The sequence below is a fragment of the Endozoicomonas sp. Z74 genome, from assembly GCF_057680865.1.
On record NZ_JBLYZI010000110.1, the window covers coordinates 1 to 16,601 of the forward strand.

Annotated in this window: 14 protein-coding genes; 9 read left to right on the forward strand and 5 right to left on the reverse strand. The window is 48.3% G+C overall.

All coding sequences use genetic code 11. The annotated features are described in order from the left end of the window. Positions 1–106: 106 nt before the first annotated feature. Positions 107–562, reverse strand: a complete 456-nt coding sequence (locus ACNRUY_RS22255; RefSeq protein ID WP_488113860.1) for a hypothetical protein — start codon at positions 560–562, stop codon at positions 107–109. A 198-nt stretch (positions 563–760) separates the two neighbouring features. Between ACNRUY_RS22255 and ACNRUY_RS22260 the strand changes: the two genes are divergently transcribed. From ACNRUY_RS22260 to ACNRUY_RS22280, 5 genes are all read left to right on the forward strand, one after another. Beyond that, positions 761–1,102, forward strand: coding sequence for a hypothetical protein (locus ACNRUY_RS22260; RefSeq protein WP_488113861.1), 342 nt, complete (start codon positions 761–763; stop codon positions 1,100–1,102). Positions 1,103–1,224: 122 nt separating this feature from the next. Beyond that, on the forward strand, positions 1,225–2,040 hold the full coding sequence (xthA, locus tag ACNRUY_RS22265; protein ID WP_488113862.1) for an exodeoxyribonuclease III: 816 nt from the start codon (positions 1,225–1,227) through the stop codon (positions 2,038–2,040). A gap of 118 nt (positions 2,041–2,158) precedes the next feature. After that, positions 2,159–2,974, forward strand: coding sequence for a hypothetical protein (locus ACNRUY_RS22270; protein WP_488113863.1), 816 nt, complete (start codon positions 2,159–2,161; stop codon positions 2,972–2,974). A 180-nt stretch (positions 2,975–3,154) separates the two neighbouring features. After that, positions 3,155–4,267 (forward strand): efflux RND transporter periplasmic adaptor subunit, encoded by a 1,113-nt coding sequence (locus ACNRUY_RS22275; protein WP_488113864.1) that lies wholly within the window; start codon positions 3,155–3,157, stop codon positions 4,265–4,267. 6 nt (positions 4,268–4,273) lie between these two features. Beyond that, entirely contained in the window at positions 4,274–7,369 is a 3,096-nt protein-coding gene (locus tag ACNRUY_RS22280; protein ID WP_488113865.1) for an efflux RND transporter permease subunit, read from the forward strand. A gap of 73 nt (positions 7,370–7,442) precedes the next feature. On the opposite strand, the gene ACNRUY_RS22285 is transcribed toward ACNRUY_RS22280, so the two are convergent. Further along, on the reverse strand, positions 7,443–7,712 hold the full coding sequence (locus ACNRUY_RS22285) for a hypothetical protein (RefSeq protein ID WP_488113866.1): 270 nt from the start codon (positions 7,710–7,712) through the stop codon (positions 7,443–7,445). 185 nt (positions 7,713–7,897) lie between these two features. Next, complete coding sequence (locus tag ACNRUY_RS22290; protein ID WP_488113867.1) at positions 7,898–8,698, reverse strand: MOSC domain-containing protein; 801 nt, start codon at positions 8,696–8,698, stop codon at positions 7,898–7,900. A gap of 114 nt (positions 8,699–8,812) precedes the next feature. On the opposite strand from ACNRUY_RS22290, the gene ACNRUY_RS22295 reads away from it, so the two are divergent. Next, positions 8,813–9,721, forward strand: coding sequence for a TatD family hydrolase (locus tag ACNRUY_RS22295; protein WP_488113868.1), 909 nt, complete (start codon positions 8,813–8,815; stop codon positions 9,719–9,721). Here ACNRUY_RS22295 and ACNRUY_RS22300 read toward each other — a convergent pair. Beyond that, on the reverse strand, positions 9,669–10,610 hold the full coding sequence (locus tag ACNRUY_RS22300) for a cation diffusion facilitator family transporter (RefSeq protein WP_488113869.1): 942 nt from the start codon (positions 10,608–10,610) through the stop codon (positions 9,669–9,671). The two genes, ACNRUY_RS22295 and ACNRUY_RS22300, sit on opposite strands and share 53 nt — an antisense overlap. Before the next feature lie 37 nt (positions 10,611–10,647). Further along, positions 10,648–10,908: a glutaredoxin family protein gene (locus tag ACNRUY_RS22305; RefSeq protein ID WP_488113870.1), complete on the reverse strand. Its 261-nt coding sequence runs from the start codon at positions 10,906–10,908 to the stop codon at positions 10,648–10,650. A 139-nt stretch (positions 10,909–11,047) separates the two neighbouring features. Here ACNRUY_RS22305 and ACNRUY_RS22310 point away from each other — a divergent pair, with 139 nt between their 5' ends. The 3 genes from ACNRUY_RS22310 (at position 11,048) to ACNRUY_RS22320 (ending at position 16,385) form a co-directional block, all read left to right on the forward strand. Next, positions 11,048–13,015 carry a cation:proton antiporter domain-containing protein gene (locus ACNRUY_RS22310; protein ID WP_488113871.1) on the forward strand — a complete coding sequence of 656 codons (1,968 nt, stop codon included), beginning with the start codon at positions 11,048–11,050 and terminating at the stop codon, positions 13,013–13,015. Between the two features lie 576 nt (positions 13,016–13,591). Then, positions 13,592–14,941 (forward strand): hypothetical protein, encoded by a 1,350-nt coding sequence (locus tag ACNRUY_RS22315; RefSeq protein ID WP_488113872.1) that lies wholly within the window; start codon positions 13,592–13,594, stop codon positions 14,939–14,941. A gap of 127 nt (positions 14,942–15,068) precedes the next feature. After that, complete coding sequence (locus ACNRUY_RS22320; RefSeq protein ID WP_488113873.1) at positions 15,069–16,385, forward strand: hypothetical protein; 1,317 nt, start codon at positions 15,069–15,071, stop codon at positions 16,383–16,385. Positions 16,386–16,601 lie beyond the last annotated feature (216 nt).

The window sequence follows — 16,601 nt, forward strand, 5'->3', positions numbered from 1 at the left end:
CCATTGCCCGATTCTCTATCTTCTCTTTGTATCTTTTTTGCCTCTCCCAAATACTCACGGAACAATTTCAATCGCGCCTCAAGATCATCTAAAAGTTTTTCTTTTTTCATTTGACCCGCGCCCCCTGGAGTTGTTTTTCTGCCCATCGAACCGTGTTTTGAAGCCTCATTGCCATTTGCAATAATTCGCCCTGGCTCGGTTCGTCTTTCCACAAAACCGCCTCTGACAGTTTGCCGACCTGAACCGCGAGATAATGACGGTAAAAAAAGTAACCCGTACCAAACGCCCAGTAGTTCTCTATTGCAGCTTGGGCACCTTCGAGGGATTCAAGGGACTTTTGAAAAAAGATCGGGTTCAGGAGGGCAACGACAAATTTCGCTTTTTCGAATCGGACATCTTTATACGCATTGATAACAGATTCTAACTGTGCCGCGCCCTGCTCGTATTCTGCCTCAACGGCAGCGGCCTGGACTTTGTGCGCGTAGTCCTGAAATATTTGGTCGATGGGTTTGGCGCGTCTGGCATCGTCCAGACTGACCACCTTTTTTTCGGCAGTGTTCATATTCTTATATCACCTATCTTTCAGTTAAACGCCTTTCAGTGTTAAAAACCGGGGGAGCTACCCCCGAACACCGAAAGATGATGTGATATAAGTATTGTCAACTGCATCTTACACGTCAAATGCGCCTTACATTGTCAAACGCTGCTGACTACCTAAAATATGAGATTATGAGTTATGAATAATTATTCAGAGAAAGAAATGATAACCACCCTAGAACTATTAGAGCAGGTCAAGAAAGCCATAGGAAAAGATTCCAACTATGCAGTAGCCAAGGCTCTAGACATCAGCAGACAAGCAATGACCACCCTATCAAGGGGGGAAAATGTGTTCTCAGACGCCACAGCCCTTAGAGCCTCAGACCTGACCAACCTGGACCCCGGTTACGTCCTGTTCTCCATTGCTGCCGAGCGTGCCCAGAAATCCAAAAACGAAAGACTGTTCCAATATTGGAAAGAAAAAGCCGACCAGATCACCCCGATATTCCTTTCTGCAAGTGCCTGTTTTCTCTTTGTTTTTTCCGGTTTGCCGCTCCCCTTCTGAGCGGCATTACACGACAAAACTAATATATATTATGTTAAATTCATGATGTAACACTTTACCTCTATTTCCCTGCTCATCCCTGGGATACTATTTCGAAAACTCAGTTGGCAAATTCTATAGCAATGAAATTAGTGACATTTAATGTGAATGGCCTGCGAGCCCGGTTGCACCAGCTGCAAAAGCTGATCGAGAAACACAGCCCCGATATCATTGGGCTTCAGGAAATCAAGGTAGCCGACCCGGAATTTCCCGTGGATGCGATCCATGAGATGGGCTATCACGTCTGTTTTCATGGGCAAAAGACCCATTACGGAGTGGCTCTGTTGAGTAAACAGGAGCCGGTTCAAGTTCAGAAAGGGTTTCCTGGTGACAGTGAGGATGCCCAGCGAAGAATGATTATTGCGGACTACCCAACGACCGGCGGAGAAACGCTTCGGGTCATTAACGGCTACTTTCCCCAGGGAGAGAACCGTAGTCATGAGACCAAGTTTCCTGCCAAGCAACGGTTTTATTCGGATCTTCAGAAGTACCTTAACGAACATTGTACGCCCTCTTCCCTGATTGCCGTGATGGGTGACTTCAATATCTCCCATACGGATAGGGATATCGGTATTGGGCCTGATAATGCCAGGCGGTGGCTGAAAAGTGGCAAATGCAGTTTTTTGCCGGAAGAGCGGGAATGGTTTAACACCCTCCTCGGCTGGGGGCTCAAGGACTGCTTCCGTGAGCTTAATCCTGAATGTGATGACCAGTTCAGTTGGTTTGACTATCGCAGTCGCGGCTTTGAGCGGGAGCCGCGACGGGGGCTGAGGATAGATGGCGTTCTGGCAACAGGAGCTCTGTTTGAGCTGTGCCAGGAGGTTGCGATTGATTACGAGATCCGTGGTCAGGAAAGGCCGTCTGATCATGCGCCCGTTGTTCTCAGCTGTGCCTTGTGAGGAGTATCATCTATTTCTTTTTTGAAAATAAGAATAATTCTACGTAGCATTATCATTATTGCTGGCTACTCTTGCCTTTCTGAAAGCGGCTAACCTTCCCTGCTCAGAGAGAGTAAAGATGACAAAGATAATTGCCACGGTAATCGTATTGCAACTGATGCCCGGCCTCTATGCTGAAGCCAAAGACCAGGCTGGAGAAAACGTTCTGTTTGAGAGTGTGCTCTCCGGTGCTTACCATATATGGAAAGGCTGCGAGCATTATTCAGTCCACATCGCGGATAGTGCTAAATCAGCAATACTGTCCAGTGCTCATGGCCTCTATGTTACTGGGAACGGAGCTGAGTGGATTAAACATATAGCTGCTATAGGGGATGAAGTCCTCTGGACTGCCTGTACAATGCTTCATCCTAATGAAGTTACAGGACTAATAAACAGGCTCTGGTCATGGGGGGCAAGGCCTGTATTTCTAGTTTTCTGGAATACCATTGAAGTCAACAAGCATGCAAAACACGCCAGTAATATTGATGGTCTGAAAGAGTTCAGTTCAACCGATGTCAAATGGGATGGGTCTCAGGAAATCTTGGACAAGTTGGTCGATCAACTGAAACTCTATTTTATATTGAAACGATCAAATCCCGAAGCCTTGCAGAGCTATGAAGACTCGATCGAATTCATATTTAACATTGTATCTTTTGGAAAACCTTCATATTTTCATCTATCTCCCAAGCTCAAAAATTATGGCAGTGTCTTGTTGGGAACTGTATTTTTTTTGAACTGGACATATATTTTTTATTGGATAATGCCCAATGTGTCTGATTTTCTTTATATCCCTGAGGAGCATTGTATGACGCTTCCGGAAAGGGGGACAAATGCAGAGCTTACAATATGCTCCGTTCCAGAACTCTCCATGCCAGAGGCAACGGTTACCCAGTAAAAGAAAACTCGCTTTTAGACTGGGATACTGCCAGAATGAGCCTGCCTATGGATAGCTGTTATACGTCGGTCGTAGCATTCTCGGAAAATGCTTCAGTAATCCGTATAACCGACGCTAAACAACAATGAATAAACGTCGCGGCAATGACTGCCGGAATAATAAGTACAGAAAGTAATCAGTATGCGCAGATTTTCCAGGCTGAACGGTTCATGGCTGACTGCAGGTGTTATTGCCAGTGGTATTGGTATTTACCTGATAACGGCGGATGTGGTCAATATCAACGACAGTGATAAAACCCCTGCCCCACTGGAGCAGGCGGATGTACAAAGCATCCTGCCCTCCGTCAGGGTCGGCCATTTTGAACAGGTATCCATTGCCCGCACCTTAACCCTTTATGGCCGCACCGAAACGGATAGAACCGTTACGGTCAGTGGCGAGCTGGCGGCTCGAGTGGTGGCGGTATCCGCCCAGCGAGGCCAGCTGATGAAAGCCGGGGAAGAGATTCTCCGCCTGCGGGAGGGGAGCCTCAAAGCCCAGCTGGCATCCGCCGATGCCAAGGTCCGACAGGCCCGGCAGGACTACCAGTCCGCCCTTTCCCTGCAACAGAAAAAGCACATTGCCGAAAATCAGTTGGTGCAGCTGGAAGCCGCCCTTGCCGAGGCGCTTTCCCAAAAGGATCAGCTGCAGATCCAGTGGGAAAATACCCGTATCAAGGCCCCTGTCGCCGGAATCCTGAACAAAAGACATGTGGAAGTGGGTGACTTTATTGATAAGGGAAAGCCCGTGGCAGAAATCCTGGATCTGGATCCATTGGTGATTCATGTTGATATCCCCCAGATCAACATCAGTCATTTTCAGCCCGGTCAGCAGGCCAGTGTTCGCTTTATGGATGGGCGGACGGCCCAGGCCAGTATTCGCTACATAGACCGTCAGGCCAATGAGGCAACAAGGACTTTCTCCGTAGAACTGACCCTGCCCAACCCGGACATGACCATTCCAGCAGGCCTCAGCGTTGAAGCGGATTTGTTGATGGAAGAAGTGATGGCCCTTGAAATCAGCCCTGCCTGGCTGGCTTTGAGCGAACAGGGTGAGCCGGGCATTAAATGGGTGAATGCCTCCAACCACGTGGTGTTTACTCCCGTTGATATTGTCAAATCTGAAAGTGAACGACTCTGGGTAACCGGGATTCCCCGCCAGGCCAGAGTGATCACCCGGGGGCAGGGGTTTGTCAGAGAGGGGGATCTGGTGGCTGTCAGCACCCCGGAGCTGTCCATGGTTGCTGGCGGGGAGTAATGAGTCATGCGCGATCTTATTTCCGTTTCACTGTTGCGTACCCGCACAGTGATGATGCTGCTGGTGCTGATTCTGGTAACCGGCCTGGCCAGTTACCTGACCATTCCCAAAGAGTCCAGTCCGGATATCACCATTCCGGTCATTTATATTTCCGTTCATCATGAAGGCATCTCACCGGAAGACTCTGAACGTCTACTGGTACTTCCCCTGGAAAAAGAGTTAAGGGCCATTGAGGGCCTCAAGGAACTGAAAGCCACCGCATCTCAGTCCCATGCCTCCATTACCCTGGAATTTGTAGCGGGATTGGACAGCGATGAGGTGCTGGCCAATGTCCGTGACAAAGTGAACCTTGCCAAAAGCAAACTGCCTCAGGATACCGATGAGCCCGAAGTTCATCAGATCTCCTTTGCCAGCATGGAGCCGGTGATCACCGCGGTGCTCTCAGGAAACCTGCCAGAACGGGCACTGGTAAAAATGGCCCGGCGTTTAAAGGATGAACTGGAATCCAAAAAACAGATTCTGGAGGTGGATATTGCCGGGGACCGGGAGGAAGTGGTGGATGTCATCATTGATCCCCTGAAGCTGGAAAGCTATGGCCTGGTCCCTAACGATGTGATTAACCTGGTCTCACAGAATAACCAGCTGGTTGCAGCCGGCAATCTGGATAATGGCAAGGGACGCTTTTCTGTAAAGGTGCCTGCTGTTTATAAAACCGCTGCAGATATTCTTTCCCAGCCGGTGAAAGCCGACGGTGACCGGGTGATTACCTTTGGGGATATCGCCACGGTGTTGAGCACTTTCAAGGACGGTGGTGGTTATGCACGAATGAATGGCCGGAGCAGCATTGCTCTGGAGATCAAAAAACGCCCCGGGGAGAACATCATCGAAACCGTCGCCCTGGCCAAAGCGATCATTGCTGAAGGTCGCAAACTGGCGCCGGAAACCCTGATGGTGGACTATGTGGGTGATCAATCCGTGGATGTAGTGGATATGGTCAATGACCTTCAGAACAGTGTTCTGGCGGCCATTATTCTGGTGGTTACCGTGATTGTCGGGGCCCTGGGTTTCCGCAGTGCCGTACTGGCGGGAATTGCAATACCGGGCTCTTTTCTGGCGGGAATTCTGATCATTGGCATCATGGGTCTGACCATTAATATGGTGGTGTTGATCTCTCTGATGATGGCAGTGGGCATGCTGGTTGATGGCGCCATTGTTGTGACGGAATTCGCCGATCGAAAAATGAGTGAAGGTGTGCACCGCCGACAGGCCTACCAGGAAGCCTCCATGAGAATGGCATGGCCCATTATTGCGTCCACTGCAACCACCCTGGCGGCTTTCTTCCCCCTGATGTTCTGGCCGGGCATTATGGGGGAAATGATGACCTACCTGCCCCTGACCCTGATCGCTACCCTTTCTGCATCCCTGGTGATGGCGTTGATTTTTATTCCCACCATTGGTTCCCTGATTGGCAAACCCCGGCAGATCAGTGATGTTGAAAAGCAGGCAATCCTTGAAGCAGAAACCGGTGATCTGACCAAAGTCCCGGGATGGGCGGGTGTTTATATCCGAATGCTGTCCCGGGCGATCCAGCACCCCATCAAAATTCTTATTCTGGGTATGGCCGCAGTGCTATCCCTTTATGCCGCCTTTATCTCCTTTGGCAAAGGTTTTGAGTATTTCCCGGATGTGGACACCAATAACATCATGATCAAGGTTCGGGTGAATTCCAGTAATTTATCCATTGATGAAAAGGATGGGATTCTTAAACGGGTGGAAGCCATCCTGCTGCAACAACCGGAGCTGAAAACCCTCTATGCCAGAACCGGCGATCACCAGGAAGTGGGCACCCTCCGCCTGAATATGGTGGACTGGAAGTACCGTCGTAAGGCGGCATTGGTGGCCGAAGAAATTGATCAAAAGCTCTCCCATTTCGCCGGGCTGGAGATTAATGTAGAACGGCAGAAAGACGGGCCCCCCCAGGGTAAACCCCTGGAACTGGTGGTCAGTGCTACTGACCTGGATGTGCTTCATGAAACGGTCATAAGAGTAAAACGTGTTCTGGAGCAAACCAGAGGGCTCACCGACTTTGAAGACAACGGCCCTACTCCAGGCTACGAATGGCGTATGGATGTGGACCGTGCCGGTGCTGCCCGTTACGGTGCCGATGTCAGCAGTGCGGGTGCCATGGTCCGGCTGGTAACATCAGGCCTTACGGTGGGAAGTTACCGGCCCGATGACAGCAGTGATGAAGTGGATATTCGCATCCGGTTTCCGGAATCCGACCGGCACCTGGACAGCATCGATCAACTGCGGCTGATGACCCAGGCGGGTCTGGTGCCCATTAATAATTTCACAGCCAGAGAGATTGCCCCCAAGGTGGACAGCATCCAGCACCTTAATGGCAAGCGAACTGTCTCCATTGGCGCCAGCCTGGCTGAGGGCGTTCTGCTCAATGATGTTCTTCCGGAACTGAAAGCTACCCTGGCAGCCATGGATTTTCCGGAACAGGTGAGCTTCCGTTACAAGGGCCAGAATGAAGACCAGCAGGAAAGCAGTCAGTTCCTGGTCAAGGCCTTTACCATCGCCCTGTTTGTGATGGCGATGATTCTGGTGACCCAGTTCAACAGTTTTTACCAGGCCTCGTTGATTATGTCCGCGGTGGTACTGTCAACCGGAGGGGTTTTGCTGGGGTTGCTGGTTGCCGGACAACCCTTTGGCATTGTTATGTGTGGAATCGGGGTTATCTCCCTGGCCGGGATCGTCGTTAATAACAACATTGTGTTAATTGACACCTACAACCTGCTTCGTCGACAGGGGATGAAAGCGGAAGAGGCCATTTTGAGAACCGGTGCCCAGCGTCTCCGGCCGGTTATGCTGACCACCATTACCACCATCCTCGGGTTGATGCCCATGGTACTGTCCACCAATATTGACCTGTTCAATCACCGGTTGGAAATTGGTGGGCCAACGGCCCAGTGGTGGAGTCAGCTTTCTACCTCCATTGCCGGAGGGCTGGCCTTTGCAACGGTCCTGACGCTGGTATTGACACCCTGCCTGCTGGTGATTGCCGGACGACAGCAAGACCGGCAGAAAGCGGGTTAGCCCTATTCAGGAAACGCCCATTCACTCTTAGTAATGGGCGGTTGTAATAATGGGGAATACGTGTGTGAGGGGGTTAGCCAAAGATTTTATGGAATACTTTACTGAACCAGGCCGTGATTGAACGATCTTCAAGATTCTTCTTCCCGGAGTCACCTGGGTGGCCAGAGTTTTGCATTCCATCTGTTTTTGCTGCCTTGGTTTCCCGAACAAACCGATGATACTCCCGTTTATATTGGTTTTTTTCCTCTGCTGCCTTGAGTTTTTCCTGCTGTCTGAGGTTTTTTTGAAGGCGTACATCTTTTTGAAGCTGTGGTCTATGTCCATGGTTGTTGCGAATCGGCATTTCAGCCCCCCCCTATCCTTATTATCTTTCATTAAGCATAGACAGCATAAGGAGGGGCGGGACGTCTACCCGTGAGGTGGAGTAAGCTTCTAATGGAAATACAGGTAACGGGCATTCTATAAAGCAGCTATATATCAGAACAATAGCTGCTTTTTATAAAGTAAATTTACATCCTGAAAAGAGCGTTACTCAGAAAGAACTGTGACTTTGTCCCCTACCCTGATGATACCTGCCTGATCATGGATCAGGTTCTGGCCAAAGATAACGCCCATCTTTGTTCGCCGGTATTGCGACAGTGTCATTAACGGGTCCTTTCCGGTTTTTTCTCCAGTTTTCGGGTCGATGGTAGTCATCACACAGCGGGAACAGGGTTTGGCGACCCTGAAGGTCACTTCTCCGATCTGAATCGTTTTCCAGGTATCTTCGGCCCAGGCTTCCAGGCCATCGATAACGATATTGGGGCGAAAACGCTCCATGGTGACCGGTTGGGAAAGACGGCTGTTCAATTCATCCAGGGAAGCTTCACTGGTCAGTAGAAAGGGGAAGCCATCGGCAAAACTGGTCTGGTCAGAGGGGCTGGAAAAATGCGGGTCAACAGGGCGTATAGCGTGATCCGGCTGATGAACCAGGCGACAGGTTTTATCCAGAACGGTTGAAAACCATTCGGCCGCGTCATCACCGGCATCGATAGCCTGACACTGGTCTTTCCAGACACTGACTTCAACCGGCGTCTTCAGGTTCGGGTCTGGCTGTTGCACCCAGAGATCTTCCATCCCGGTGTTTTGCAGCAAGAGCCCTCCCCTCTCCGGTGTAGCAGTCACCTTCACCAGTTGCGGGTATTGTCGCTGGGTGATAAAGCGCCCTTCCAGGTCAACCAGCAACCAGCGGCGATCATGTTCAAACCCGGTTCTGCTGATGAGAGCTTCCCCCAGAGTGATCTGCCGGGAGGATTTGATCGGGTAAATGGCCAGTTCGGTGACTTGCATAATAGGTATCATCCTTTTGCCGTTTTGTTCAGCGGTTTTGATCAACTGTTTTGATCAATGATTGTACTCAGGCGCTGTTCCGGTTGTGCATCTTACCAGAGCCCCTCTTGTTCCATGAAGTTGACCACTGCAAAATACCCTCTTTATGAAGATCACCTTTTTGGAGTATTGATGGCTCTTAATGTTCACAATGTTCAAGCGGACCTGATTGATATTGGCGTTAATCTTGGCAACAAAGCTTTTGATCAGGATCGTGATGAGGTAGTGCAGCGAGCCTCGGACCATGGCGTCAGAACTATGATTCTGACGGGAACGTCTGTAGAGGAGTCCCACCAGGCTCTGGAACTTGCCCAGAAGTATGACGGCTGTTTCAGCACGGCGGGCATCCACCCTCATGATGCCAATGAGGCAAGTGAACAGGCCATTAACAACCTGAAAGAGCTGCTATTGGAAGAGAAAGTGGTGGCTGCAGGGGAAACCGGGCTGGATTTTAACCGGGACTTTTCACCACGGGCAGTCCAGGAAAAAGCCTTTGAGGCTCAACTTGAATTGGCCATTGAGTCAGGGTTGCCACTGTTTTGCCATGAGCGTGACGCATCTGAGCGATTTGCTGATATGGTTAAGGCTTATCGGGATCAAATCAGTGCCCTGGTGGTTCATTGCTTTACCGCGGATAAAAAAGCGCTTTACCGTTATCTTGATCTGGACCTGCACATTGGCATTACCGGCTGGGTATGTGACGAACGCCGGGGAACCCATCTCCATCCGCTGCTGAAAGACATTCCCGAACACCGGTTAATGATAGAGACCGATGCCCCTTACCTGCTGCCCAGAACCCTGGAGAAGAAACCGAAAAACCGACGTAATGAGCCGGCTTTTCTGGGAGAGGTGGTGACCATGATCGCCCGGCATACCGGTAAAACACCAGAGGTGATTGCCCAGCAGACATCCGGTACCGCCAGGCGGTTTTTTAATCTTCCCCCTGTTCCAGTTCCGGCCGCTCAGGGTCAAGGTGAACAATAACATCCGCCGTAGGCAGATAGTTCAGAACGGCCCGTTTTGCCTGCGCGCCCAGCTCATGAGCCTGCTGCAACGGTAGGTTTGCCTCCAGGTCAAGGTGCATCTGGATAAAAGGGATAGTTCCGGACACTCTTGTCCGGACATCGTGAATGCCCAGAACGCCTTCTATGGAAAGCGCCCTTTTCTCGATTTCCTTTAAATCTTCGTCGGGGAGGGAGTGATCCATTAACTGTTGAATGGCCTCCCAGGCAAGGGTTCTGACACTGACCAGCATATAAATACCAATCAGAACCGCCAGAATATTGTCCACCTGGTAATAGCCAAACCTTGCGCCGACCAGAGCAGCCAGCACCACCATATTGGTAAGCAGGTCCACCTGGTAGTGGAGGGAATCCGACTTGATGGCGGCTGAGTTGGTTTTCCGGATGACATGACGCTGGATACCCAGCAGTACCAGGGTAGCGGCCAGGGAGAAAACCATCACCACAATACCGACGGTTTCGTTTTCCAGGGCCACGGTCTGGCCCGTCATCCGGTCAAATATATTAAGCAGCAGGACAATGGCAGACCCGGCAATAAAAGCGGATTGTGCCAGCACCGCCAGATGCTCCGCTTTGCCATGGCCAAAATGGTGATCTTCATCCGGGGGCGTGATGGCGATTCTGACCGCAAAAAGGGTGATCAGGGAGGCTAGGATATCCATGGTGGAATCCAGCAGCGTGGCCATAAGACTCATGGACCCGGTCATAAACCAGGCCGCCAGTTTGGCCAGGATCAGTATGCTGGCGGTAGCAACAGACGCATAAGTGGCGATTTTCAGTAAGCGATTGTTTTCAGCGGTCACGTATTGCCCATCATTGAACTCAGAAGTTACCCGGGTGTAGTTAATCATGCGATCCCTGCCAATTAACGACTGTAAGAATTTTATCCTATCCCAAAACGCGGGTTTTCAGCCAGTCTTCCAGCTGCTCATGATCAAAAGGCCAGCCTATTTCTTCAGCTTTTCCATCGCTGAACACATTGCTGACCACGGGTATGCGGACTCCATAACGGTCAACGAGCTGTTCATCTTCTGCGATTTCAACCGCCTGCCACTGGCAGACACCTTGCTGTGCAAGCCGGTTCAGTATGATTTCAGCTTCTTCGCACAAATGACAACCGGAGGTAGTATATAAAATCAGCTGGACCATAAACGAACTCCTAAACTGGCGGGAAATAACTGCGATACTATAACGAAGGATTAATAAAAATTATGTAGATATAACCATTGTTTGCGTATTTTTCGTATACTGTTGTTTTGTAACGCATTAATAACCAACTGGCGAACCCATGGATTTTACCTTTTTTAATCAGTTGATGCTTATTCTGGCACTGTCAGTTATGACCATTGCCCTGTTCAAGCGCTTCAAACTGCCGGAAAGCCTGGGTTATCTGTTTGTGGGCATTGTCCTTGGCCCCACCACCTCCGGGCTGATCCAGCCGGATTTTGATATCACTCTGCTGGCGGAAATTGGTGTTGTTTTTCTGCTGTTCACCCTGGGGCTGGAGTTTTCCCTGAAAACCATCATGGCCATGAAAAAAGAGGTATTTGGTCTGGGGGGCCTCCAGGTTCTGCTGAGTGGGATGGGAATATTCGGGGTTCTGGTGGCGCTTCAGTTTCCGGTACTGGTGTCATTGATCTGTGCTTCGGCACTGGCCCTGTCTTCAACCGCCATTGTGTCGAAAGAGCTTACCCAGAGTAATGAAATCCGTTCCAGACAGGGGCAGCTGGCCATTGGTGTTCTGTTATTCCAGGATATTGCTGCGGTTCTGTTTCTGATTATGGTGCCCACCCTGGCAGGGGGAACCGGCCAGTCCATTAGCTCCTCTCTGGGGCTGGCGTTTGCCAAGGGTATTGTATTTGTTCTGGCCATGCTGGCCGTGGGCAAATGGCTGCTGCCAAAAATATTCCATGAAGTGGCCAAAGCCCGCTCTGAGGAGTTGTTTGTGCTCATGGCTCTGGTCATTGCCCTGATGGCGGCCTGGCTATCCCATGCCCTGGGGCTGTCCATGGCCCTGGGCGGGTTCGTGGCAGGCATGATGCTGGGCGAAAGTCATTACAAGCACCAGGTCGAGGCGGATATCAAGCCTTTCCGGGATGTGCTGCTGGGGCTGTTCTTTGTTTCCGTCGGTTTGATGTTGAATATGGAAGTGCTGCTGCACTTCTGGTGGAAAGTGCTGTTGGGGACGGTCGGCCTGATCCTGTTTAAATTTGTTGTGGTGTATGCCCTGGCCCGAACAGCCGGTGAGGCCCGCAATATTTCTTTAAGGGCCAGCCTTTCCCTGGCTCAGGGGGGCGAGTTCTGTTTTGCCCTGATCGCCCTCGCCTCTCAATACGGCCAGACCGGTGGCGACCTGGCCTCCATCGTCCTGGCCGTTACCATTCTTTCCATGATTGCAGCTCCCCTGCTGATCCGCAAAAGTGACAGCATTGCCAAGTGGCTGAAATACGACAGAGCCGATCAGGCCCGCAACCATTTAAAAGACGAAGAACTGCGCAAGCAGACCGCCCATATTCATCACCACACCCTGATCTGTGGTTATGGCCGGGTCGGTCAAACCATTGCCCGATTCCTGGCCCAGGAAAAGAAAGCCTTTGTTGCCATTGATGATGATCCTCTCCACGTTCACGAAGCCGGCCTTGCCGGTGACCCCGTGTTTTATGGTGACTGTCGCAAGCTTGAATTGCTTCAGGCAGTGGGCCTTGAGCGGGCCAGCCAGGTGGTCATCTGTATTGACCGCTCCGGGGATGCTATCCAGATCGTAAAAGCCGTTCGACAATACTCCCCTTCTATCCCGATTCTGGTCCGAACCCGGGATGACAGCCAGTCTGAAGAACTGCAAAAAGCCGGTTCCACGGTGGTTATACCTGAGGTACTCGAGTCCAGTCTGCTGATTGTCAAGCATGCCCTGCTGATGCTGGGTATGAATCCAGCGATTGTCCTTCAAAGAGTGAATGAGGCTCGGGCCAAGGGCTACGAGATTCTTAACGGGTTTTATCCAGGGTTGAATGACTTTCTTCTGGAAAGTGACGACCATGCTCACCGTCATGCAGTGACCGTCAGTGACAACTGTACGGCTTGCGACCAGTGTGTCGATGGCCTGGACTTCCGTGGCCGCGATGTATCCATTGTTGAAGTCCGCAGGGATAATATGGTGCTTCAGCCTCAACCCGGTATGATACTTTGTGCCGGAGATATTGTGGTGCTCACCGGTAACAGCAGTGATATTGCCCAGGTGGAAAAGCTGTTTGGGTAAGCATTTCCGTAACATCTTTTGATTGGACTAAAGGGAGGAGTATCAACGGTGGATGCTCCTCTTTTTTATTTCTATGAAACTTTCTTCATGATTTGCTCAATGCGATTTAGTGAGTGTGTGATCATAATGTAATAGATAGGGTTATTGGAATGATGAATTCAAAGTTAAAAAAGAGCTATTTATTTCATTTTTATTTGTTGAAATTGGTTGTGTGCAGTGCTAGCTTTCAAAACGTTCTTGTTGCATTTTTAAAATTTAAGTTTCAATAGTTTGTTGAATAAATCTAACAAAAGATGTTCAGAGTTAATCAATTAACTTTGAAGGAGATGTTATAAGAACAAAAACGTGATAATAAAAAATGGCTAGCCATTATCACTGGTAGTGTGGTGCTGCCATTTAAAATGCAATGGTACGGATGATAAAAACTGCTTGCTCTCAGATTAGGTATGCTGTATGGGGCTCCAGCGAAGATATTACCGCTCAACCAATTGGTCTGCCAAGGTCACTTTTGTTGTATTAACCTTCTGGGTGGTTAATGCAATAAGCCATCCCCCGGTTTCAGACGACAAGGACGTCGTGGATAATGAGGTTGATCGCAATGGCTTTTTGCCTAAGCAATGGCAGGGAGAACAAAGTTATGAAGAAGTGCTTTCATTAATAAAGTCTAACAGTGATAAGCCGGAAATAAAATTATGCCTGGCACTGCCTTTGTTGTTACCTTATGACCCTTCTAATAATGCTTTGAATGCTCAAGCAGTTGACCCAGGCTCCCAGATGTTAACTGCCCTCAGGGTTGCTGTGGTATATCATTTTGGAAACGGTTTGGTCGCAACTGTTAAATCACTAACTGATAGTTCGGAAGCGCTTGCTTGTTTTAGTAGTGCGTTTATAGTGCTGCTTGCTGATTCTGCTTATATTGAATTACACCCTACGGGAAGGTTTGATTATGAACGATTAAGTTACTCAGAATCCTTATCGGTCATTTCAAAATCAGTTGTTATCACAGGACTATTTTTAAAGGCGCAGTCACTTACTATTGAAGACCAGGTTGTTAGAGCTTATATTGATGAGGATAATCCCCTATGGGCTCAATCTATCTCTAAGTGGGTTTTAAGCGGAGCGGTGATGTTATTGATAACGTCAGGAAAATACGTGGGTATATTTAATCCTGATATCAATTTGAGTAAAACTCTGAAAGATGCTCCGCAGTGGAGCCGTTTTCAAAGATCAGCTGTTCTTTTCCAAAAAATACTTCCTGAAGCAGCAAGTGTTTCGGCTGCATATATGGCATACTCAGGGGCAAAGGATATGGTTCATTCCGGTTATAACGTTGTTGACTCAGTTTTTGAGACTAAAGATCCAGTCACTCAAAAGGTTATTTGTTCGGCTGTAACAACATTAATATTGAGTTCACTCTCTTATCGGTTAATGACTCATTCTCCTACAAGTGGTTTCTCTGTTGTTTTTTTGGAAAATATGGTAGAAGCATCAGGTTTTGGGGCGTCTGAGCTTCTCGCAGATCTTTCCGAAAAAATGAATCTGGGAGGGCCAGTGTTCAATGACCTTTTGGGCCTTACCTTACAATTTAGTCTGTTTGTTCTTATCAAAACACAGGCTTCACCTGACTCTAAATATCGCAACATCTTTGCTGGCGGAGTGCTATTACCTCCGATGATCTCAGGTATTCAAACAGGAGTTATGAATACAATCGCCACAGCGGCTTACACTGCAATGCACACTGAAAGGGTTTTGAGGAGTATTGTTTTTTTCTTTGATCCCTTCAGGGTTGATATTTCTCCGGAGCAATACTGGAGAAGTGACCTGGACAAAGGTCATTATTTAATTCCTTTTGATACGGGGTGTATTATCGAAAATGCCAAAGGTACGGTTACTGAAAGCTATCTTTTAAATGATCATTGTCGTTAACAGGACAGGTGAGTTACATTTAATAACATGAATAGGTGAATATACTGAGTTCCGAGCTGCCAGGTGCTGCTATTTTTAGCATTAAAAATAATGTTATAGCGCTATCTGTTACAGGGAATATGGTGCAATGTTTTACGCTATCAAACTAATGAATGTTAGTTATAATTTGGTGAAGCAAAATAGAGTTAAATATTTTGTTGTGGTCTGTTTTATTAATGTTGTTGCACAAAGTGCTTACTCATCTCAGAATGGGGTCGTTTATTGCCTTTCATATCCAAAAAATACGAATGGAACAGGTTATACTTGCGGATTGTGCGACTCCATTTATAAAGATGGCTATTCTCCAGAACCTGATGTAAAAGTAGGTGATGAAACACTTTTTACTGACTTTGTCTCTCCAGTTGTTCTGGAAATGATAAATTTTCTTTTTACTTATAGTCTCAGCGCTGATGGTGTAGATGCTACTGGGAACAGTAATGATAGAGCTTTCTTTAACCAATATTACACTCTTGGATCGTGTGTTCATGCAGAAAAGAAGATGGCTTATCACATTGGAAGACAAGGGTATCAAAATCCGCATGGTATAACTGCTATCGTATTTTTGGGTGGTGGATTCTTAATGAGTCAGATGGTCACCCCTGGTGTCAATAAAGTAGATCAGCATTATTCAAGTGAACTCAATTATCACTTATTCAAAGGTTTTTCCAATGAGCTTTCATTGCAAATTAAAGAGTCTTCTGGCCAGCACTCAGGACTGAAAAGTCAATACCGTGTCATTGAGGGAATGCCTGTTTATTTCTCCATGATAGGTGCGGATGCCCTGGCAGAATTTAGTCCTGTTATCTGGGGGCGACTGCCTCCTGTTTTTAAAGCGGTGCTAGGGAATACAAAATCTACTGGATTTTCTTTTTTGAAAGGCAATGTTCAGTCTGATATTCATCAAACCCTTCAATTCATGGATATTGATGATCAAACTCAGATACAGTCTGAAGGTCTTACGGTTGTTGTATTTTTAGTTACAGGCATTGGAGTGGCAATGGTCAAACCCAATTGGGGAGTGCCTGTTCATACTCTATTTGTCGAGTGTTTTTTACGTCTGGCATCTTATGCTACTGCTGATGCGTTCAGGAAATCAGTAGCTTGTGTAACAGGAGAAACCGCTTGGACAGACCTTATTATGATGTTCATCAATCGAGGCTGTTCTAACCGGTTATTAGGCGCGGAAAAACTCTATGAGAGAAGTACAGTGATGTTTATACTACTCCATCAGTTAAGGCTTGGGTTTGCCATTAAGTCAGGGTATAACGGCATGGGGTTTGTTTATCAGCTGCTAAAACCCTATGAAGCAGAAATTGAACAGTGCTTTTTGGAGTTCGGCCAGAGATTCCAGCAGATTGGCTGGGATCCGAGTTCTCCCCCGCTCTTTTATTGGCCTAATGACTAAGCTATGATATTCATTTTCCTTGGCTCGTAAAGTGAAAATGAAAAAACAAGGTGGAACCGGGCTTTTGAGGGTGATTCAAAGCGCCTTATCTGCATTAGTTCAGATCTGATCTGACAATTCCCTCTTCAAAAAAGGGAAGGGTTACCGATTTAGATAGAGGGTGAAATCACTGAAATCTAAATCGTAAAAAGGTAACCCTTATGATTCATACTAATC